Raw genomic sequence first — 21,669 nt, forward strand, 5'->3', positions numbered from 1 at the left:
AATTAATAGAACATAGGATTATTCCCACACAAATCTCAAAATATTACTTTTCAAAATGCGATTTTAATTCCAGTACATGTCCTAGATTTGAAAACTAGGACATGTACATGGGAATATCAGGCAATTCTAATACCTTTACATAAATTATTCGATTGCAGCTGTTCTAAAAATTATGTTTCTATTTAATGCTTTATTGAGCTTATTTATTTCCCTAATATTATTATTCTTCAACTGGAAGGAGAATAAAAACACGATTTATTTGGGGCTGTTTTTATTCCTCATTTCACTATATAGCCTAACACATTACTTTTCGGTATTTGGGAACTCTCCCTTCATGCTAGCCATATTTTATGGTCACTTCTCCCCCTTCATGTTGCTTGCGGGTCCGCTCCTCTACTTTTACGTGCGGGGAATAATCCGAGATAGCTATGTGTTGACCCCGCAGGATTATTTGCATTTTATACCTGCCATCATTGTCTTCATCGGAAATATCCCATATTACTTTACACCATTTGATGTTAAAATTGAAAATGCCAAAAAGATTTTAACCGACATGGATCAACTCAAATATATCGGGGTAAATTTCATTTTTCCAATATCTGTGAATTACATCATGCGGGTAACATCGCTGATGATTTATACACTTTACAGTTATTACAAAGTATGGAAGTACAAGCCCAAGGTGAAAAAGTCAATCCCAACCCAACAGTATTTATTGACCTACCGCTGGCTTAATATGTTTTTTATTGCCTTAATCATTTTGCTCATTGCGTTTGGATTAATTACGGCTGATTTTATTCAAAAAACTCCAAAAGAGACCTTTGGGGCATTAAATCTTGTGCATACCCTTGGTGGAATTATGTTCTTGATTCTTTCCGCATCCCTACTCATCTTTCCCCAAATCCTGTATGGATTTCCTGTTTATCAAAGTTCAAACGAAAAAATTATTCGTAAAACAGAGGCTAATAAACCCATACTGCCTGAAATAGATGAAGACGAAGAAGACAATCCATTTATTGATTTAAGAGATCAAATTAGCGATTACCTAGCATCGGAAAAACCCTATTTGAATCCCGAGTTTTCTATTGGCGACTTGGCAACTGCCATGAAAGTGCCTCAGCACCATATCTCTTATTGCCTCCGCGTACTCTACAAGCAAAGTTTTCCTAAGCTGAAGACTTCATTACGCATTGAATATGCGAAACAATTGATGCAATCTGATGATGCCGTTCATCTGAGTTTGGAAGGTATTGGCCAAATGGCCGGCTTCAGCTCCCGTTCCAGTTTTTACTCCGCATTTCAAGCCGAAGTAGGTTGCTCCCCCGGGGAATTTTTAGAACGAAAATAGGAATCGATAACTCGCGTCTTAACTAAATCAGACGCAAAGTATTGCGTCTCTACAATGTCCTTCGGACTTATCCCCTCCAGACTTCGGACTCCGGACTTATTCCCTCCGGACTCCAGACTGACCACTGAACCCTGACTCCCTTCGGACTAATTCCCTCCGGACTCCAGACTGACCACTGACGACTAGCGACTGATGACTTACAATATCGAAAACTCCACCCGTCTATTCTGCGCTCTTCCTTCCTCCGTATCATTCGAGACCTTCGGACGCTTAGAGCCATAGCCTTTCGACTGAATTCTTCCCGCCGGAATACCAGCGTTCAACAAATAAATCTTCACCGCATCCGCACGCGCCTGCGACAAGGCATCATTAATTACATCGGTACCCGTATTATCCGTATGCCCACTGATCTCAATTCGCAAAGCCACATTGTCCAACATCACCTGAACCATTCGTTTCAATTCCGGCTCAGATTCCGCCGTTAAGGTTGCCTTATTCAGCTCAAAGAATAGATTATTAACCGTCACCGTACTTCCTTTGGCAATAGGCGACATCGCTAAATCCCGACCATCTAATTCCAAATACCGGCCGCGTAATTGGCTTAAATCCAAATGCGTCGAACTAGGTAAATAGCCATTCGCCTTCGCTGTAATCCCGTAATTCGTTCCATAAGGTAAGACCAATTTATACTGCCCCGTTCCCGGATCCGGCGTCGCTTGCCCAATGATCTTCCCCGTTTTCAAATCCTCATAACTCACCGAAGCACCCGAAGGCACCTTGCCTGCAGCATCACTTACTTTTCCGGTTAACAATACGACTGCTTCGGACGTTTCTGATGACCCGATTCGCGGACTCGATTTAACATCTTGTTGCAAGATGGGCTTTGGCGCCTCCGCAACAACAGGCTCCGGTTCAGGCTCGATCGCAATCCGAAAAATATCCTTCTTTCCTGCCTCCGTCGACGATAAAAAATAAGCATAATCCCCTTTGGCAGCCAAAGTATAATAGGCATCATAACCGCTTGTATTCACCGGCGGACCGATGTTCACGGGCTTGCGCCACGACGTCCAACCATTTCCCAAACGCTTCGACATGTAAATATCCTGCAAACCTAGACCACCCGGTCGGTCCGACGAGAAATACAGCGTCCGACCATCCGCCGCCAAAAATGGCGTTGTTTCCGAAAAATCCGTATTTATTCCGTCCCCTAAATTCTCGGGTTTCGACCAACCCGTATCCCCCAATAAACTCACATAAATATCATCCCGATCACTATTTTTCTTCTCCGCGAAAGCTAATAAGAGGGCCTTCCCGTCCATCGCTAAATAAGCATATTCATTCTTACCCCGACTCAGCTTTTCATAGCCCGGAATGTCAATTTTCTCAGGAATCGACCATCCACCGACAGTCTTTTTGGCCAAAGAAAAACCGCGCGATTCATACACGCCATTGATGTAAGCGCCCTTCAATAATATTGTTTGGCCATCCGGAGAAATCGATAAAATCGTATTGTATTGATCACGATTCAACACATCCGGCATGCGACGCGCCGTACTCCAAACATCCCCCACACGCTCACTAAACCAAATATCCTGTGACCCCGCCACCGTCTCCGAACCCTGCGTTCCAAAACGATTAGATGGATGATTCTTCCGACCAAAATACAGCGTCTTGCCATCTGGAGCCATTACGGGGTTCAACTCCGCGTATTCCGAGTTCACAGCAGAGCCTAAGTTCTCCGACTTTTGCTGCCCGAAACCCACAAATGACACCAATAAAAAAAGGCAAATTAGCCGCGATAAATCCATTTTTTCTCCATTTTCTCTGGCTCATAGGCCATAATGTAATCGACCAAAGCCTCCGGATTTGTCTCCACCTGCAAAGCTTCTAAATTAGGCGATTTCAAAAATCCTTCATCCACCATATGCTTTAATTGCGCTAATAAATGATCATAATAGCCATTCGTATTCAGGATGGAAATAGGCATTTGGTGTAAATCCAATTGCTTCCAAGTCAACATCTCAAACAACTCATCCAAGGTACCAAAACCTCCCGGCAAAGCAATTACGCCATCCGCCAGCTCAGCCATTTTCTGCTTCCGACTGTGCATCGTTTCCGTGACATAACATTCCTGAATACCTTTATGCTTCACTTCCCAAGGCTCCATAAACGACGGAATCACCCCGATCACATGACCGCCCAAACGTAAATATTCATCTGCCAAAACGCCCATGATTCCCACACTCCCCGCACCAAAAATCAATTTGCAATCGTGCTTCTTGAACGCCTGCATTAAGGCTTTTGCTTCTGCTTCGTAAATCGGGTTGTGCCCTTTTGATGAGCCACAATAAACTAAAATTGTTTTAGACATGTATAATTTGTGTTAACGCGTCCGCCAGCCGCGTGTAAGTAAACGTAAAATTTAACTCTTTTTGTATTTTCTCCGAAGAAACAAAATTTCCTCCTGTAACTAAAACGGCCATCTCGCCCAGTACCAAACGCAATGCCCAAGCCGGAACTTGAGGCCACCAAATCGGTCTGTGATAAGCCGCCGCAATCTGTTTTGTCATCTCCGCATGTGTTACCGGATTTGGCGCCACCGCATTGTAAACACCGTGTGCATGCTCATCCGTCAGCGCACATGCAAACATTTTGACTAAATCCTGAATATGAATCCACGATTGTCCTTGCGTTCCCTTGCCTAAAATGACACCCGCGAACCAACGAATCGGTCGGGCTAATACGGGGAATATCCCCCCATTTGCACCCAAAACCAAGCCTATGCGCAATTTCACCACGCGCAAATCCTGTATTTCATCCACCGCCTTTTCCCAAGCCACCGTACAAGCACCTAAAAAGTCGGCGCCCGCCGGAGTGTCCTCCTTACAAAGTACATCCCCAGAATCCGCCCCATAATAACCAATCGCCGAAGCTGAAACAAAGGTGTGCACCTGATGATTTCGCGTTTTTAAGGCCTCCGCCAACAAGCGAGTAGAGGCCACTCGCGAATGAATCAATTCCTTTTTTCTTGCCTCCGACCAGCGTTTATCGGCTATCCCCGCTCCCGCTAAATGCACAATCGCATCAATATCATCCAAGGCATCCGCCGCCAGAAATCCTTTGTCGATGTCCCAACCACCCTTACGCGATAATACACGCGTTTGGTGTCCCAGCGCATGTAAATATGTCTGTAGTTCTTGCCCGATAAAACCCGTTCCGCCGGTGATGAGAATGCGCATTAATTCCCTTTTTTAATCGCTTGATAAATCACTTCATTGATCCCTGTTCGAATATTCGCATCGGAAATTTTGCTATTATTTCGAGTCGGATACACGCGATTCGACAAGAAAACATAGACCAAATCCTGATTCGGATCTACCCAAGTATAAGTTCCCGTAAATCCGGAATGGCCAAAGCTCGCCCCGCTCGCAGATGGCGCCGCTGATATGCCTGGTTTCTTTCGATCTGGTTTATCGAAACCAACTCCCCGACGAGAATTTTCTTCCACCGGAAGCGGATACGAAGTCCATTGCTTCATCGTCTTCTCTTCGATGAATTGTTGGCCTCCATAATAACCATTCTGCAAATACATCTGCATCAATTTCGCCAAGTCGTTCGCGTTTCCAAACAAACCTGCATGCCCACTAATACCGTCCAATAAAGCAGCTCCCTCATCATGCACTTTGCCATGAATCAAGGTCTTGCGGAATAAAGAATCGTATTCGGTTGGGACAATACGCGCTAATGGAAAATACTTCTCAGCTTGATAAACCAAGGTACTAGCCCCTAAAGGCTTGTAAAAAGTCTCGGAAAGGTAATTTGTCCAGGTTTTTCCTGTGATGCGCGGAGCGATTTGGGGCAATAAATAATACGATAAATCCGAGTACACATATTCTTTTTTCTCCCGCAGTGCCGAGTTTTTAATCGCATCGCTTACTTGCGCGCTGATGCTGCGATGCGCCCAAAGGTTCGGAGCAACTTGAATTGGATATTCTTCTGAAGAGGCGTAAGAAAGCGTTCTCGGCTTCCAACGTGTTACTTCCGACTTAATGTCGACACATGAATCCCACAGGTTTTTCTGCGTACGAATGATTTTTTTGATGCGTTCCTCACCCGCTGCTTTCGTCAAATACTTTTCCACAAACGAGTATTGCATATCGTTTTTGGCATAACGCTGATTGAACTTTTTGCTGTGGACAATCATGTCGGTGCTATCAATGTAATCCTGCCAAAAAGGAATCCAGGCCCGTAAGCGCGCTTGGTGCGTCAAGACATCCAAATACTTCAAATCCTTCTTATTACTTTGCGCAAATTCCGGAATCAATTCCCCCATGGTCGTTTCCAAGGTAAATTTTCCTTGATCCTGCCATTTCATCAAAGCCGGGATCGAGGTAGAAATTTTAGTAATGGACGCCAAATCAAAGATATCCGTCTTTTTCAAAGGCTCTTTGGATTCATAGGTTTGGTTACCAAAAGCCTTGTGGTAAATCACCTTGCCTTCTTTGGCAATCAATACCACAACCCCAGGAGCACCTTTGATATCGATTGCTTTTTGTGCCAAAGAATCCACTTGCTTATTCAAATATTTACCCGAAATGCCTACCGCTTCCGGAAGCACATTGTATTGCAAACGGCCCAAACTTGGTGTGATAATACCCGTTCCCGCTGGGTAATCCGCAGATGCGCTTACCGGCATTTTGCCCTCTGCCGCAATTCCACCGAAAATCACGGATGCCGCCGCTTCTTGCTGAGCCACCCCATCCTGATAAGTCAATACCAATCCCCCCAAATTCTTCAGGTTCTCAAAAGACTTCAGTGTGAATGGATTCGCGAAATAAGACAAGATCGTTTTCGGGGTCGCAAAACGCTTCACCAAAGCCTGAATCTGCGGCTTAATCGCATAATTATTCGCAGGTCGGTAAGAAATTCCATGCAAGCCCATCAACACAACATTGTAATTTTTCAAGGCATTTTCCACGCGAGTAATAGTTGAGTCGGCACTCGTTTCATCCAAATAGAAGTGCTCCATCTCGACGTAATTTTGGGCCAATTTCTGGAACTCCGTTGGGAATACCCCGCCATAGTTTGCCTTTCCGATCGCCAGGGTGGCAATTTTCAAGGTATCTATACGGCGCAATGGAATTAAGTCAAAAGGATTTTTAAGAACTGTGGTTGATTTCTCTGCCAAGCTACGTTTCAACAAATCCGCTTGCAATGGATTGAGTTCGTCAATTAAGTTTTTGGTTTCAATCGGTTGGTACTGATCTAAGCCCGCCCAGGCTTTGGCATTCAAGATGCGGCGAACGCGTTTATCAAGTTCCGCTTCCGTGATTTCGCCTTCCGTTAGGGCTTTTTTGATGGCATTAAATGCGGCAGGGACATCCACAAACGTTTCTAAAATATCGTTTCCAGCTAGGAAAGCTTTCACGTTCGCTTGGCCTTCCGGGAACATTTTTGTCGCCCCTTTCATGTCCATGGCATCCGTGAAAACGAGGCCTTCAAATTTCAAGGAATCACGTAACAAACCCGTTACGATAGGCTTAGACATCGTAGACGCCAGCATGGCTGTTGTGTCCAAGGCAGGAATGCTTAAGTGGCCCACCATGACACCCTGAAGGCCTTTTTTGATCAATTCCCGGTAAGGGAAAAGTTCTAAAGAATCCAATCGGTTACGGCTATGCGTCAACACGGGTATATCGTAATGTGAATCGGTTCCTGTATCACCATGGCCTGGAAAGTGTTTGGCAGAGGTAATAATACCCCCTTTTTGCAGGCCGCGCATATAGGCCAAAGACTTCGAGGTTACCGCCTCGCGGTTCTCGCCGAAAGAGCGGAAATTGATGACAGGATTGTTCGGGTTATTATTCACGTCAACAACCGGTGCGTAATTGATATGCACACCCATGCGCTTGCATTGTTGGGCGATTTGAAAACCCATTTTCTCGATGAGCGCATCGTTGCCTTGAATCGCCCCGAGCGTCATTTGGTAGGGATAACGAACCGTGGAGTCCAAACGCATGTTCAAGCCCCATTCCAAATCCATACCGATGAACATGGGTACTTTGGACATCGATTGCAACTTATTTACCAAATTCGCCTGGTTGGTCGGATAGCCCGCAAACAACACAAATCCCCCTACATGATAATTTCTCACGATGTCATAGAGTCGGGCTGTGTCATACGTTGCATTGGTATTACCGCGTGGCATGAGGACCTGGCCTATTTTTTGGTCGACCGACAAGCTTTTCATGACGGAATCCACCCATTTGGATTTGGTATGCGGAAATAGGTCAGTTTGGCTGTATGCGGTTTTGCCTGAGGCGATGAAAAGCAAGGCAAATAGAAAGCGTTTGATCATGTGTAAAATGAGGTAATGGATTGTGAAAATACGGAATCTTTGGGATTTTATTGCTTGGATTTTCGTAAGCGGGAAAGGAATTGTATTTTTGGAGCTTAATTAGATGAACGTATGAGAAAAAAAATTGTTGCTGGAAACTGGAAAATGAATAAAACGGCTGCTGAGGCATTCGTTTTGGCTACTGAGGTAGCGCAATTGGTGAAGTCGGAGGTTCCGGCGGATGTACAAGTGATTATGGCGACGCCAGCCTTGTATTTGACAGGTGTTTCTCAGGTAATTGAGGGCATTGATAATTTGGCTGTAGCGGCACAAAACTGCCACGAAAAAGCATCAGGAGCGTATACGGGGGAGATTTCGGCGGTGCAATTGGCATCTGCTGCGATTCCTTATGTATTGATTGGACACTCGGAGCGTCGTGAATATTTCGCGGAGTCGAATGAGCAATTAGCTGCTAAAGTGGATGCGGCATTAGCGAATGGAATCACACCGATTTTCTGTTGCGGAGAGAGTTTAGCTTTGCGTGAGGGTGGTGAGTTTTTGGCTTTTGTAGCGGATCAATTAACGGCAAGTTTATTTCACTTATCGGCTGAGGAGTTCGGTAAAGTGGTGATTGCATATGAGCCTATTTGGGCGATTGGAACGGGTTTGACGGCTTCGGCTGAGCAAGCGCAAGAAATGCATGCACATTTACGTGTTCACATTGCTGCCAAATACGGCGCAACGGTAGCAGATAATTGTTCGATTTTATATGGTGGATCTTGCAATGCGAAAAACGCACAGGAGATTTTCGCGGGTCCAGATGTGGATGGCGGATTGATCGGTGGTGCTTCGTTGATCGCGGCGGATTTCATTACGATTGCGAAATCGTTTTAATTTTTGGGTAAACGCTGCCGGGGTCTGAAGACCCCGGCAGCGTTACTCCTCCGAACGCTTTATAGTCGAAAAAAGTATATCAATATGTTGGTAATCGCATTTGACGCAGATGACACGCTTTGGGTAAATGAACCCTATTTTCGTGAGAGCGAAGAAGCCTTCGCAGCCCTATTTGAGGACTATTTGCCTTTGCATCAAACCCAACAGGAATTGTTTAAAACCGAGATGGATAACCTGGCGCTATATGGCTATGGGGTGAAAGGTTTTATGCTTTCCATGATTGAAACAGCCATTCGAATTACGGGTGGAAATTTATCCGCTGAAGGTACACGTCAGATATTGGAAATCGGGAAGGAACTACTCGAAAGACCCATTGAAATCCTTCCACATGTGGATACTGTTCTAGAAGCGCTATCAACAAAATACCGCCTTGTGGTTGCTACCAAGGGTGATTTGCTCGATCAAGAGCGAAAATTAAAAAAGTCGGGCCTCGCCAAATACTTCCATCACATTGAAATCATGTCGGATAAAAAACCGGAAGATTATCAGAAATTAATACGTCATTTAGACATTGCTCCAGAGCAGTTTTTTATGATTGGGAACTCGTTAAAATCCGACATTTTGCCCGTTTTGGAACTAGGAGGACATGGCGTTCATATTCCATTTCATACGACCTGGGCACATGAAATGGTGAGCCATCCCGTGGAACATGAGAACTTCCGGGAGATCGAACGCTTAGACGAGGTTCTCTCGTTTTTATAATTAGAAATTTTTATGGGATTGGGGTAGGCAGTTTATCAAGAACTTGATAATCATGAGAATCATTATTCCTTTTAAGCGGCCTAAAGGCGGGAAATAATCAGTTTGTTTAGCAGGAGGGTTAATTCGGGAAGTGGGGGTGAAAAGGTGACGCTGCCGGGGTCTGCGACCCCGGCAGCGTCTACCACGCTCCAACGCGCAAGCCAGAGCTATATTGTCCAATAAACTTATTTAAACGCCCTCTGCGACAACTTCCTTCACCGAAGGTACCATTCGGGTCATCAGGGTCTCAATACCTGCCTTAAGCGTCATTTGAGACGATGGGCACCCGGAGCAAGAACCTTGCAATAAAACTTTCATTTGACCCGTTGATTCATCAAATGAATGAAAGGTAATAGCTCCACCATCTGATTCAACGGCAGGCTTCACATACTCCTCTAAAACTTGCTTAATTTGTGTGATAATTTCAGAATCCGAAGAGTCCCCCTCTGCCGCAAATTCAGACGCAGGCAACGAAAATACAGGCTGTTTCTCCGCGAAATATTTCTTCAAGTATTGCTTAATCCCAAACAATTCATCTTCCCAAGCCGCATTTTCCGTCTTTGTTAACGTGATAAAATTATTCGTGATAAACACCCGACGAACAAATTCAAAGCCGAATAAGGCTACCGCTAAAGGAGAATTTTTCTCTTTGGTCAATCCGTCTGCTGGTTGGGTATAGTCAAATGACATGCCATCTGGCAATAATTCCACATTAAAGACGAATTTCATCGAATGTGGATTAGGCGTAGATTCTGTATAAATTGTTACTGTAGAGGTAAGCATAAAAGTGAAGTTATAGAGCCTAAACCAACAATTGGCCAATAAGGTTTCGTAAAATAAAAAAAACCTGACACTTTCATGTCAGGTTCTCTCTGAAATTTGCAATTGATTACTCAGCTGCAGCTTCTTTTTTCTTAGCAGGAGCTTTCTTTGCTTTTGGAGCTGCTTCTACCGCAACCTCTGCTACTGGAGCCGCCTCCACTGCTGGAGCTGCTTTTTTCGCTGGAGCTTTTTTCGCTACCGGTGCCACTGGTGCTGCCGCAGCCACTGCTGGCAATACGTGCACAAATGAACGACCTTTAAATCCTTTTTTGAATGCTACTACACCATCCGCTAAAGCAAATAATGTATGATCTTTTCCAAGACCAACATTTTCACCTGGGTTGTGCGCTGTTCCACGTTGACGAACAATGATGTTCCCCGCGATAACTGCTTGGCCTCCAAATAACTTAACGCCTAAGCGTTTACTATGTGACTCGCGCCCGTTTTTCGACGATCCGGCGCCTTTCTTATGTGCCATGTTTTTTTATTTTATGCGTTAAAACGCTAATTTTCAATTATTTAACTGAGATACCTTCGATTAACACTTGCGTCAAATCTTGACGGTGTCCATTCATTTTTTGGTAAGACTTTCTACGTTTCTTTTTGAATACCAAAACCTTCTCGCCACGAACGTGTGCTACGATTTTAGCTTGAACAGTCGCACCAGCTACGGTGGGTGCTCCTACGGAAATCTTTCCGTCATTGTCAACAAGTAATACCTTGTCGATAACCAGTGCAGCGCCTTCCGCTCCCGCCAAACGGTGGGTATATACGGTACGGTCTTTTTCTACTTTAAATTGCTGCCCGGCAATTTCTACGATTGCGTACATTTTATATGTATTTAAGTGAAACAATCCCACGAGGCCAGGTCGTTACCTTTACAAAGCCTTTTAAATGGGGTCGCAAATATAAAAAGGAATTGCTACAAAGCAAAGCCTTATTCGTAAATAAATTCTCCGTAAGTACTTTTTATCGTCAATTTCTTCGTTGGAGCCGCCTCCACACGCCCCACAATCTGCGCTGGAATGCCAAATGACTCCGAAATTTGAATAATCTCATCCGCAAACTCAGGCGCCACATAAATCTCCATCCGATGTCCCATGTTAAACACCTTGTACATCTCCTGAAAACTCGTACCACTTTCCTTTTGAATCAAATCAAACAGCGGCGGAATCGGAAATAAATTGTCCTTAATCACATGAACGCCCTCCACAAAATGCATGACTTTCGTCTGCGCCCCACCAGAACAATGAACCATCCCATGAATCTGCGCCCTTAATGAACCCAAAATCGCCTTAATCACGGGCGCATAGGTCCGCGTAGGGGACAAAATCAATTGGCCTACATTCAACGGTGTTCCGGGAACAGCTTCCGTCAACGAACGTGAACCGGAATAAACTAAATCAGTCGGCACCGATGGATCAAAACTCTCTGGATATTTTCCTGCCAAATAATTGTCTAACACATCATGGCGCGCAGATGTCAAACCATTGCTACCCATCCCCCCATTATACGTCTTCTCATAAGTCGCCTGCCCATCCGAAGCCAAACCTACAATCACATCGCCGGCTTGAATATTGCCATTCGAAATCACATCCGAACGCTTCATCCGACCAATCACCGTACTATCCACAATAATCGTACGAACTAAATCTCCCACATCTGCCGTCTCGCCTCCCGTGCTATATATCCCTAAACCATTCTCGCGCAACATCTCCAGCACCTCTTCGGTCCCATTAATAATCTCCGCAATCACCTCGCCTGGAATCAAATTCTTATTCCGACCAATCGTACTCGAAAGCAACATTTGATCCGTCGCCCCCACACAAATCAAATCATCCGTATTCATCACCACCGCATCCTGTGCAATCCCTCTCCAAACCGAAATATCTCCCGTTTCCTTCCAATACAAATAAGCCAAAGACGACTTCGTCCCTGCCCCATCCGCATGCATAATGTTGCAATAATCCGCATCTCCACCCAAAACATCAGGTGAAATCTTGCAAAAAGCTTGTGGAAACAAACCCTTATCTAACTTGGCAATGGCCTTGTGAACATCTTCTTTAGAAGCCGAAACTCCCCGTTGCATGTAGCGATCGGTTGACATATTTACGCTTGATTTAATTGAGCAAATTCTTTGGCAAAATACGTCAGAATCACCTGCGCACCCGCCCGTTTAATCGATAATAAACTTTCCAACATCGCCTTCTCGCCATCTAACCAGCCATTTTGCGCAGCTGCTTTAATCATGGCATATTCTCCTGAAACATTATACGCCGCAATGGGCAAATGACTATTTTCACGCAACAAAGCAATAATATCTAGGTAGGCCAAAGCCGGCTTCACCATCAAGAAATCCGCACCTTCAGCCTCATCCAATTCCAATTCGATTAAAGCCTCCCGACGATTCGCCGGATTCATTTGGTATGTCTTCTTATCTCCAAATTTAGGTGCCGATTCTAATGCATCCCGAAATGGGCCATAAAATGCACTCGCATATTTAGCCGTGTAAGCCATAATACCTACATTCGAAAATCCTGCACTGTCCAATGCTTCACGCAAATAACCCACACGCCCATCCATCATATCCGAAGGTCCAATCAAGCGAGAACCCGCTTGCGCTTGTGCAATCGCCATTTTAGCAAGTACTGGCAACGTTTCATCATTCAAAATTTGACCGTCTTTCACAATCCCATCATGCCCATCTGAACTGTAAGGATCCATGGCCACGTCGGTCAACAAAGAAATTTCTGGAAAACGGCTTGAAACCGCATGAATCGCATCTAAATATAAAGAACCCTTGCGGTAACTTTCAGAGGCGATGGAATCCTTTAAGGACTCCTCAACCTGCGGAAATAATGCGAATGAGCGAATACCCAATTCAACACATTCCTCAATCTCCTTCAACAATAAATCAAGCGAATAACGATGTATGCCCGGCATAGAAACAATCGGGGTCTTTTTACCCGAACCCGACTGAACAAACAAGGGAAATAACATATCTTTCACCGACAGGCGAGTCTCCTCCACCATATCTCGAATGACTGCACTCTGACGATTTCTACGCGGCCTTTGTAACATATCGAATGATTTAAGGCACAAAGGTAGGAATTATTGCGGCAGTTGGGAAAGGATCTTGCTTAATTGTCGCTCCAATAAATGTAATTTATCAACATGCTGGACAAATTCCGCGCGTGTCACAAATCCATAACCCGCATAGACATTCTCTGGCACTTGCACTTCAGGCTCCTCATCAAAAAATTGGGGAAGATTAAACTGTAAAATCTCCGACAACTGCACTAAGCGCGATAAAGTCAGCTCTGTCTTGCCTTGCTCTAATTTGGAATAGGTTGAAATCGCCATTCCCAATTTTAATGCCATATACTCCTGGCTATACTCATGAGATATTCGAATCTTCCGGAGTCTTGCTGCATATTTTTTCATAAGGCAAGATAATGAATCGTATATACTCAGCCGTTATGACTTCGCCGACAAAATATGTCACATATCGAAATAATTTTTCTTATTGTGCTATGCCAAAGGCTTCCAAGCGATTCAAATCTGAAATTGTCAAGACACCTTCCGACTCAAAACGTAAGCCTACACTTTCCAAAAGTGCAGCAATTTCGCCTACTAAGTGCTCCGAGGATTCTACCCAACGAGTCCAAAATTCCAATAAAGATTCTCCGTAAACTTCTTCCACCAACGCATAAAATTCTTGACGAGTATACCCCTTTTTTAGTCGGCCATAGCGTTTTTGCATGAGCAACATGACGTCGCGAAGCGATTTGGCATGTTGAAACTTCCGACGAATCAACAGATCCAGGCCCAAGGCTACCAATGCCCCCTTAAAATAGATTGAAACCCGTTTACCTGGTAATGAAGAACCGTAACCGTCCAACCACAAATCAATCGAACTTTCTATCAACGACTGCTTTGATGCTCCATCTCGCTCAAAATGTAGTTTCAAATTACCCGCCAATAAATTCACATATTCCTCCGCATTCACCACACCCGATGCCCACAAAAACCAATCCCCTAGATAGGTCGTAATCCCTTCAATAATCCAACCCGTGTCAAAAATAACAGCTTTGGTGTAATCATAGGGCAATAAAGCTTTCGGCCGGATCGTCGCCACATTCCACACATGATACAATTCATGCGAACCCAAACCAATCAAATCCTCATAGGAATCCCGATCCTCCGGCCCCATGACCATCATTGTCGATTTCGTATGCTCAACACCGTGATAAAATGGTTTAGGGCAAATCCACAACATAAATCGATAATCCCGAACAGGAAACTCCCCCATATAATCGAGCTGATAAGCAACAAATTTCTGGTAAGCCTTAAACAAACGTTCCGAAAAATGCGTCTTAGGCCCTAAGCCTTGCATATAGAATTTTACCCCATGGGTTTTCCAAGCAAGTGTATGGAGTTGAGGCGCAGCAAGAAAAGGCGAATCAACCAGTTCGCGATACGATTTTGCCCGAAATTTATTTCCGTAAGTCCTTAATGCACAGGATGTTTCATAACACCCTGCCGGCGTGATATTCGCCGGAAACGACCCTGCTAATTCCAGCTCCTCCGTCGGCGAAAATCCCACCGGCGGTAACAATACCTCCACCTCACACGCCCGATTCTCCCCCCGATGTGGGAACAACAAACAATTCACAAAATTGATGTAAACCATCGATTCATCTACCCAAGATCCCCCCGCATCCGGCTGCTCCGCATGGTAGCGATAGGATACCGTGATGGGTTTCAACTCCAGGATATCTACCGTCCATGAGGACAAATCCGATTTCACAACCACTGCATCAGCACAAGTAACTGTGGCAATGTTTTTCGCAAAATGTTGCACCTGATATCGCCCGGGCCGCCAAATAGGCAAATGCAATACCAGCGGCCCTGTGCGCGAAGGCATAAATGTCAACTCAATATCCAACGCATGAAACGATGGCTTTATTCGATATTTCAATGTCCTCATGACAATACTTCTTGTAAAACCTGCAATGACCTCAATTCCCCAAAGGACTCCATGTGCAAGCCATAATAATAAATCAAAGCCCGCAAAATCGCCGCACGCTGCACCCGATTAACCCCTACTCCGTCCCCATAATCCGCATCAAACAATTCCTGCACAGTCGACGCTTCTAAATCCCCCATCCCCGGAACGCCAGCCTCCCGCAATTGATCCAAAAACTCCGCCACCTGACCCGCATGAAATCCCAAGAACTCACTCAAGCGCCACAAAAACTGCAAATGGAAATTCTCCAAATGCCCCTTCCCTTGATCCAATATCTGAAAAGACTCCTCCAAAAACGAAAACAATACCGGATTCGCCTCCTCTTCCCGCAACACCTTGCTCAATACCTCCGTCAAAAACAACGCGATACTCGATGAAGCTATATCAAAGGGAATCTTTCGATAAGGATAATAACATTTGGCCTCTGAAATCCGATGCAAGCCCTTTCCCGGCTTGTGATATACCTCTAAATCCAATAAGGTCAATGGCTGAAACAAGGCAATTTTATGTTTGGCCTTAGCCGAACGCACCCCATTTTCCACATAGGAGCTGATGCCAAATTCGGCGGTGTATATGGTCACCAACAGGGATGATTCCCTGTATTTCATGTATTGAATAACGATTCCTTTGGTCTTATTCAGCATGATCCAAGCCGATTTCGTGCTGCAAAAGAGTCAAAATCTCATCGGTCGTCGCATCCGCCGCAAAGCGAATCGGCTCACGGAACTCAACCGTCAGCGTCGTATTCCGCTTCCGCCACAATAAACCTTTTTTATCAAATGCCCGTCGGAACCCATTAATGCGCACCGGCACCACAATCGGATTTTCTCCCTTAATCAAATGCGCTGTCCCCTTCCGCAAGGGCGCAAATGCGCGCGTCGTTCCTTGTGGAAAACTAATCACCCAACCGAATTTTAAGCCTTTCCCAATCTTCTCCACCGCCGCCAAATCAACCTCGCGCTTCACATCAACACCCTCAGCACGCCAAGAGCGGTTCACCAAAATCGCTCCCGCCTGTGCAAAAACGCGCGGCAATAAACCATCATTTTTCATCGTTTCAGACGCAGCCACATAAAAGAGATTCGACCGAGGTGCCAGTAAATAAAGCGGGTAATTTAACGTATTCCGAAAGCCCCATTTGACCGAAAAAAAGATATGGTACAAACACACCACATCCATGAAATAGGTCTGATGATTCGGTAAAAAAAGCACGCCTTCATTGGGCAAATTTTCCAAATGCTCCGTTCCCATAATCTTCGTTTTATTGTAAACGGTTAAGCGATTGTAGGAAATAAAGCCCAAAATCATCATCACTATCCGCTTAAACAAAATAGGATTGCCAAAGGGATCCCGCTCACCCAATCCGAGCGTGTCCATGAAACGAAATACTTTGGCCAACTTTGACTGACTCATATTAAAATCCTCCTTTTTTCGACTTCGTTGCGGGCGCCGTAGATTTAACTGGCGCGGCCGCTTTTTTCACTTTTTTCGTTGGCGTTGTTCCTCGATAATACGCCAAGAATCGCTTCACAAATGCATCTTTCTCATCTCCCGCCGCTTCCACAACGACCAATTTACCCTTTTTATCTGATTTTACCGCTTCTCGAATGCTGGCCAAAAAGGCCGGATCCGAAGAATATACACCCAACTCGCCATTGAAATAGGCAAAATAATACCATAAATCTTCCGACAATTCCCAATACCCATAAAACTCCTCTTTGCTCGGTTTCTTAATCACTTCCATGTACCCTCGAACCGTCGCATTCACATCCACCGGACCCACATTTACCCAAGGAATTCCGCCAACCGAATAAAAAGCAGAGGTGTTTGGAGACCAAACCCACGAAACCCCAGAAAAGTTAATCGAATTGGCGAATTCAGGCGCCACTTTATCCAAGGCCATGTGGACCTGATCCATTTTGGTCCGCATCGCCTCCGGAATTGCTTTTCCCAATACTTGTTCCGCACGCTTTAAATACGCATCCCGACGCTCCGGATCATCCGCAGGGTCACTTTGGATTCCTTCGTCCAATAAATATTTGACGATGCGATCGCCCATCACTTTCAGCAATTTGGCCGGATACGGAAATTGCAAATTCACCCAGGTATCTAAGCGAGGAATCAAACTGTCCGTCGACATAGTTAACTGACCAAAGGCCCGAATCGACTGATTTCCCGTAAACAATTGGATCGGCCCCTCTGCTTCCACTCGATGCTTATCAATAAACAATTGCATCTGCGTCTGTTTTCCCTTCACCTCATAGCGATCATTCGCCTCAATCACATCCCCTTCCGCCTGAAATAATACGGGATCCAAATCGTCCGATTGTGGACTTAAAAATGTCGGATACAATCGGTTTTGCGCATTGATAAAAATTCCAGCGGTAATCGGCCGACCGGCCTCATCATGTAGTTCTTTGTTCAAGACCAAATGCGGTTCTTCGCCTTTGTTGCTCTCAAATGGAATCCATGCCGCACGGAAATTAGGCAAACCAATTACTGGTCGAATAAATCCCTTAAAATTCAAATTAGGCAAGCGTGTATCCAACGAAACTTCTCCTTTGAATTGCTGGTGTTTGCTGAAACGCAAGGGTACTTTCTCCGACAAAAGTCCATCTGCCGTAATGTAACTTTTCCCCTCAAAATGAAAATTTCGCAAAGCAACGGCCACGGTATCGCCGTCGCTACGTGGAAATTGATAATTAGCCTCCCCTTTCCAGCCAGCGGAATTTCCTTCCGAAATCTTTAAATCCTTCAGCAAATGTTTGCCATTCAAGACCGCTTTGGCACCCGTAAAAGGTTTAAAAGCTCCATCTTTTTGAATCCCCAAAATACCTTTTTCAGGATACAATAATGCCGAACCCACCTCCACTTCTTTCACACCACTTAGTGCCAAATACTGCGCTTTCAGATCATACGAAGCATTTGTTGCCTTGATTATGGACCCCGCGATTCCCGTGCTGTCCAAACTTTTTAGCTCAAAACCTTGTTGGCCCCCCATCAAAAACTTCTGATTCGTCAAATCCCAAGTCGCCTCAGCCAATGAACTTTGGTAGGCCACATAGGGAAATGTAATCGCTGACCCCATGTCGCCTTTCATGGGCCGTATCATGACTTTATGGGATGTCATATTCGCCTCTAAAGCCACCCGATCCATGAAAACAGACGGCGGGAATAGCGCCATTTGTTTCCCAATTTTCAAATTCGCCTCCGATGCAGTCCACAAAGTAGCATCAAAACGGAAATTGGACGATTCCATAATCCCGTCTTGCAAGGTTAAATTCCCCCGACCGAAAACCTGTTTTTTGTGCATGCCCAGCGACCCGGTCAGTTGGACTTCTTTGTTATACAACGAAATGGATTGCTTAAAAGGATGCATCCACAAGCTGTCCGTTTCCTGCATCCACGTGAAACGATGCTCGCTCATTTGCATGTTTGGAAAACCCTTCCCTTGCATATTTGCTTCTAAGCCCGTAGCAATCAAAGAATCCGGGTAAAAATGTGATTCTTTTTGATTTGAAATGAGCCCTTGATACGTCATCGAACCCGTCGCGGAAAGGCCTGATTTATTCATCAACAAGGGGCTTTTTAATTGATATGTCGCCTTATTTCGGTAAATGCTGAGAGGTGATTTTTGATTATACGAAAAGCCAAAACTCTGATCTGGCATCAATACCAAAGAAGCCTTGAATGTGGGCAACAAACCATCCGAATAAAAACTTCCCTCAAACGTAATTTCCTTTTGAGTTAAACTATCCAGCTCAATGCGTGGAACTTGAAAATAATGTTTTTTGCTGTAAACGCCTGTCGCCCTCCAAGGCTCATCGAAATAGGAAACAACCCCTTTCGGAATAATCAATTTAGGAAAAGCAGCAAGACCCAGTCGGCCCGATTTATTATTCGGGGGCGCTAATAGAATATGACCCGCCTCATAGCGAAACTGCCCACCCAGCTCACGATTCGTCCCCTTTCGAACGAAGGTAATCGAATCAATTTGAGGTAAATTAATCGAATAATCCGTGAAATTAAAGCGGAATCCCTGGCCCCGGAAGCGGTAATTCCCAATCTTAATTTCACCCATAAAATCGAAGTCACGACCCTGCCCAAACACAATTTGATTGTTCGAAGGAATAAAGTTGGCCTTCAAAGAATCCGACACCATAACTTCCTTAATACCGCGAATCACGAGTTTTTGTTGGCCTAAATCCAAAGAAATATTCGCCGTATCCTTTGCCAACATCCCCCCAAACGAAGGGACATAAAACCGATCAAAATCCTTTTGGGCATATTTCACTTGCGCATAATGACGTCCCAAACGCGTGAAAGAAACGTCGCCACTCAGCTCGTCAAAATTCAAATATCCTGCATGCTTGAACTGTTGGAAACCGCCTTGAAGTAGCTTTGGGTCCTTTTTATTTGCCTCGGCGATATCATACAAATTAGCATGACTTCGTTTAATCATAGCCAAATGGTTATACAATATTCGAATCGGATCATAGGTTAATATGCCCTGCTGGCTATCCAATCGGCCCGCATCAAAAAAGTCAAAGGACTCGACCCAGGCGGGGTTTTGGCTTTTGCCCGACAACCGGAAAAAATCCATTTTCTGCGTATCTGCGTGTAGAACACCTAAGTCGGCAGAAATCGATACTTGGTGAAAACTATCTTCAAAACGAATTTCTTCTTGCGTGGGTTTGAGGTGCCAAGCGGCCTCGGCGGGAATCCAATTCGCAGTCACAAACCCGTGATACAGCGAATCCTTTTTCCCGACATAGCCAATAAATGCTCCTTCTTTAATCTGAATGGATTCGTTCGCTTGCATCAAGGCTTGCGTCGTCAAAATTTCACCCAATTTCCGTTGGGGGGCCCAAATCTCCACCCTTGCTGGTTTTTCTTTGGAACCAAGCAAACCTAATTGATTTCCGCGTACCAGCAAGCGACCAAAACCTTTGAAATATTTCCCTTGTAAAGCCTCGCTAACAAATTGTTTGGATCGAAACTCGAGGTCGAATTGCTTGGCACCCCCCTTCTTTTTCAATTGCATCCGCAGTGCCCCCACAATGGATCGATCTCCTTCTTTCCAGTTCATTTCCTCGCTGAGCAAATAGCCTTTGCGCGGGTTGATTTGAAATAACGGTAAGGCCAAAGTTCCTTGTTCCACAAGCGCATGTTGACCAAAAAACAAACGATCTTTTACCGAAAACAAAACCTGTTTCGCAGCTATCCGAAGACTATCCTTGCCAATGAGCGATTCACAAATTGCATCTGTCCAAACCAAAACCGGCCCCGGGCTTTTCACTTGATATTGAATCCAAGTTTCAGCAGGGCTTTCTTCGGAAGGCGTATCCCAATTGTCGGCGGGCGCCAAAGTACTATCCGCATCTTGCCAATGAACCGACAGGTTTCCCTGCACACGGATAGCGTAATTTCCCGTTTGTAACAGCTGTTGATTATACTGCCAAGCATCCACTTGTTCGTAAAAATCAAGCGCGAGTTTGCCTACTTTTCGGTTGGCAAGCTCTTCCGCAACACGCATTAATTCCTTCTGTAAATTAGGGTTAGCTTGTAAAAACGTTCGTGCAAACAAATAAGAAAACGAAGGAGTTTTATAACCCGCCGCGCGCATTTGTTGGGCCCGAATAAAAAATTCCGCTTGCGGTTGCTGTGCATAAAGACTTTGCAATTGGTTGACAACAACAGGCGCGTCTGAAAACTTACTTTGGCTAATGCTCGAGCATAAATCGGCGACAAGAGAGGCGTTGGAATTTTGTTGGGCATGGGCATAGGTGGGCAAAAATGCCAAGGAGCCAACCCAGAAAATTATACGCAAAAGCCTCATAGGGGGTAAAAATACAAAAAAGCCATCACGAATCGCATCAAGTCTTTCCGCAGATTTATGTAAATTACCATTCAAATCAATCAATATGTCCAACGTACTCACGCAATTTGCGCAAATTAAGGCCTTTGTATTCGACATTGACGGCGTCATGACAGACGGAAGCGTTCATGTCTTGGAAACCGGAGAACATTACCGAACCTTTCACATTCGGGACGGATATGCCATCGAGAAGGCTCGAGAAGCGGAATATAATTTGTGTGTCATTACCGGCGGAGGCCATAAGGGCGTCAAAAAAAGATTGGAAAACCTGAAGTTTCAAGACATCTATTTTGGTTTGGGCGGCAAGGATAAATTGGAAACTTATTTGGGCTGGTTGGACAAAATGGGAATCGACGAGTCGGAGGTTTTGTACATGGGCGACGACGTTCCAGACTTAAAAATTCTTTCCCGACCGGCATTATTGAGTACTTGCCCAGCAGATGCCATTCCAGAAATTCAAATGGCCTGTAAATATGTATCGCCTTTTGGTGGAGGCAAAGGAGCCGTGCGAGATGTGATTGAAAAAGTGATGAAATTACAGGGCAAATGGCCTGCTTAAC

17 protein-coding genes and 1 pseudogene are annotated in these 21,669 nt (G+C 44.9%); 4 read left to right on the forward strand and 14 right to left on the reverse strand.

Annotated features, from left to right (window positions below; translation table 11 throughout):
- The first annotated feature begins 334 nt into the window (after positions 1–334).
- The gene (locus V7S75_RS01410; RefSeq protein ID WP_459510906.1) at positions 335–1,348 is read left to right on the forward strand and encodes a helix-turn-helix domain-containing protein; all 1,014 of its coding nucleotides are present in this window, start codon (positions 335–337) and stop codon (positions 1,346–1,348) included.
- A 197-nt stretch (positions 1,349–1,545) separates the two neighbouring features.
- Here V7S75_RS01410 and V7S75_RS01415 read toward each other — a convergent pair whose 3' ends face one another.
- Genes V7S75_RS01415 through V7S75_RS01430 form a run of 4 tightly spaced genes read right to left on the reverse strand, consistent with a single transcriptional unit; the run spans position 1,546 to position 7,706 of the window.
- Positions 1,546–3,156 (reverse strand): OmpA family protein, encoded by a 1,611-nt coding sequence (locus V7S75_RS01415; protein ID WP_459510907.1) that lies wholly within the window; start codon positions 3,154–3,156, stop codon positions 1,546–1,548.
- A complete protein-coding gene (locus V7S75_RS01420) occupies positions 3,138–3,719 on the reverse strand; it encodes an LOG family protein (protein ID WP_459510908.1) in 582 nt (193 codons plus the stop codon). Before V7S75_RS01420 ends, V7S75_RS01415 begins: the two co-directional genes overlap by 19 nt.
- Positions 3,712–4,587, reverse strand: a complete 876-nt coding sequence (locus tag V7S75_RS01425) for a TIGR01777 family oxidoreductase (RefSeq protein ID WP_459510909.1) — start codon at positions 4,585–4,587, stop codon at positions 3,712–3,714. Before V7S75_RS01425 ends, V7S75_RS01420 begins: the two co-directional genes overlap by 8 nt.
- Positions 4,587–7,706 carry a glycoside hydrolase family 3 N-terminal domain-containing protein gene (locus V7S75_RS01430; RefSeq protein ID WP_459510910.1) on the reverse strand — a complete coding sequence of 1,040 codons (3,120 nt, stop codon included), beginning with the start codon at positions 7,704–7,706 and terminating at the stop codon, positions 4,587–4,589. Before V7S75_RS01430 ends, V7S75_RS01425 begins: the two co-directional genes overlap by 1 nt.
- 111 nt (positions 7,707–7,817) lie before the next feature.
- Between V7S75_RS01430 and tpiA the strand changes: the two genes are divergently transcribed.
- Both tpiA and V7S75_RS01440 read left to right on the forward strand, forming a co-directional pair.
- On the forward strand, positions 7,818–8,579 hold the full coding sequence (gene tpiA, locus V7S75_RS01435; protein ID WP_459510911.1) for a triose-phosphate isomerase: 762 nt from the start codon (positions 7,818–7,820) through the stop codon (positions 8,577–8,579).
- 84 nt (positions 8,580–8,663) lie between these two features.
- Complete coding sequence (locus tag V7S75_RS01440) at positions 8,664–9,341, forward strand: HAD family hydrolase (RefSeq protein ID WP_459510912.1); 678 nt, start codon at positions 8,664–8,666, stop codon at positions 9,339–9,341.
- Positions 9,342–9,569: 228 nt separating this feature from the next.
- Here V7S75_RS01440 and V7S75_RS01445 read toward each other — a convergent pair whose 3' ends face one another.
- From V7S75_RS01445 to V7S75_RS01490, 10 genes and pseudogenes are all read right to left on the reverse strand, one after another.
- The gene (locus V7S75_RS01445) at positions 9,570–10,163 is read right to left on the reverse strand and encodes a NifU family protein (protein WP_459510913.1); all 594 of its coding nucleotides are present in this window, start codon (positions 10,161–10,163) and stop codon (positions 9,570–9,572) included.
- A gap of 259 nt (positions 10,164–10,422) precedes the next feature.
- Positions 10,423–10,680, reverse strand: a pseudogene (gene rpmA / locus V7S75_RS01450) (50S ribosomal protein L27); the annotation flags it as partial.
- Between the two features lie 37 nt (positions 10,681–10,717).
- Positions 10,718–11,032, reverse strand: a complete 315-nt coding sequence (rplU, locus tag V7S75_RS01455; protein ID WP_377974398.1) for a 50S ribosomal protein L21 — start codon at positions 11,030–11,032, stop codon at positions 10,718–10,720.
- 107 nt (positions 11,033–11,139) lie between these two features.
- Positions 11,140–12,309 (reverse strand): AIR synthase related protein, encoded by a 1,170-nt coding sequence (locus V7S75_RS01460; protein ID WP_459510914.1) that lies wholly within the window; start codon positions 12,307–12,309, stop codon positions 11,140–11,142.
- Positions 12,310–12,311: 2 nt separating this feature from the next.
- Complete coding sequence (gene hemB / locus V7S75_RS01465; protein WP_459510915.1) at positions 12,312–13,283, reverse strand: porphobilinogen synthase; 972 nt, start codon at positions 13,281–13,283, stop codon at positions 12,312–12,314.
- 30 nt (positions 13,284–13,313) lie between these two features.
- On the reverse strand, positions 13,314–13,646 hold the full coding sequence (locus tag V7S75_RS01470; RefSeq protein WP_459510916.1) for a helix-turn-helix domain-containing protein: 333 nt from the start codon (positions 13,644–13,646) through the stop codon (positions 13,314–13,316).
- A gap of 79 nt (positions 13,647–13,725) precedes the next feature.
- Complete coding sequence (locus tag V7S75_RS01475) at positions 13,726–15,192, reverse strand: M61 family metallopeptidase (RefSeq protein ID WP_459510917.1); 1,467 nt, start codon at positions 15,190–15,192, stop codon at positions 13,726–13,728.
- The gene (gene recO, locus V7S75_RS01480) at positions 15,189–15,875 is read right to left on the reverse strand and encodes a DNA repair protein RecO (RefSeq protein ID WP_459510918.1); all 687 of its coding nucleotides are present in this window, start codon (positions 15,873–15,875) and stop codon (positions 15,189–15,191) included. The genes V7S75_RS01475 and recO overlap by 4 nt, the downstream gene beginning before the upstream one ends.
- The gene (locus V7S75_RS01485; protein WP_459510919.1) at positions 15,865–16,644 is read right to left on the reverse strand and encodes a lysophospholipid acyltransferase family protein; all 780 of its coding nucleotides are present in this window, start codon (positions 16,642–16,644) and stop codon (positions 15,865–15,867) included. Before V7S75_RS01485 ends, recO begins: the two co-directional genes overlap by 11 nt.
- Before the next feature lies 1 nt (position 16,645).
- Positions 16,646–21,163 (reverse strand): hypothetical protein, encoded by a 4,518-nt coding sequence (locus tag V7S75_RS01490; protein WP_459510920.1) that lies wholly within the window; start codon positions 21,161–21,163, stop codon positions 16,646–16,648.
- Here V7S75_RS01490 and V7S75_RS01495 point away from each other — a divergent pair.
- Positions 21,156–21,668, forward strand: coding sequence for a KdsC family phosphatase (locus tag V7S75_RS01495; protein WP_459510921.1), 513 nt, complete (start codon positions 21,156–21,158; stop codon positions 21,666–21,668). The genes V7S75_RS01490 and V7S75_RS01495 overlap by 8 nt on opposite strands.
- Position 21,669: the final 1 nt, after the last annotated feature.

Source organism: Aquirufa sp. TARAVU-A1A (genome assembly GCF_054558675.1).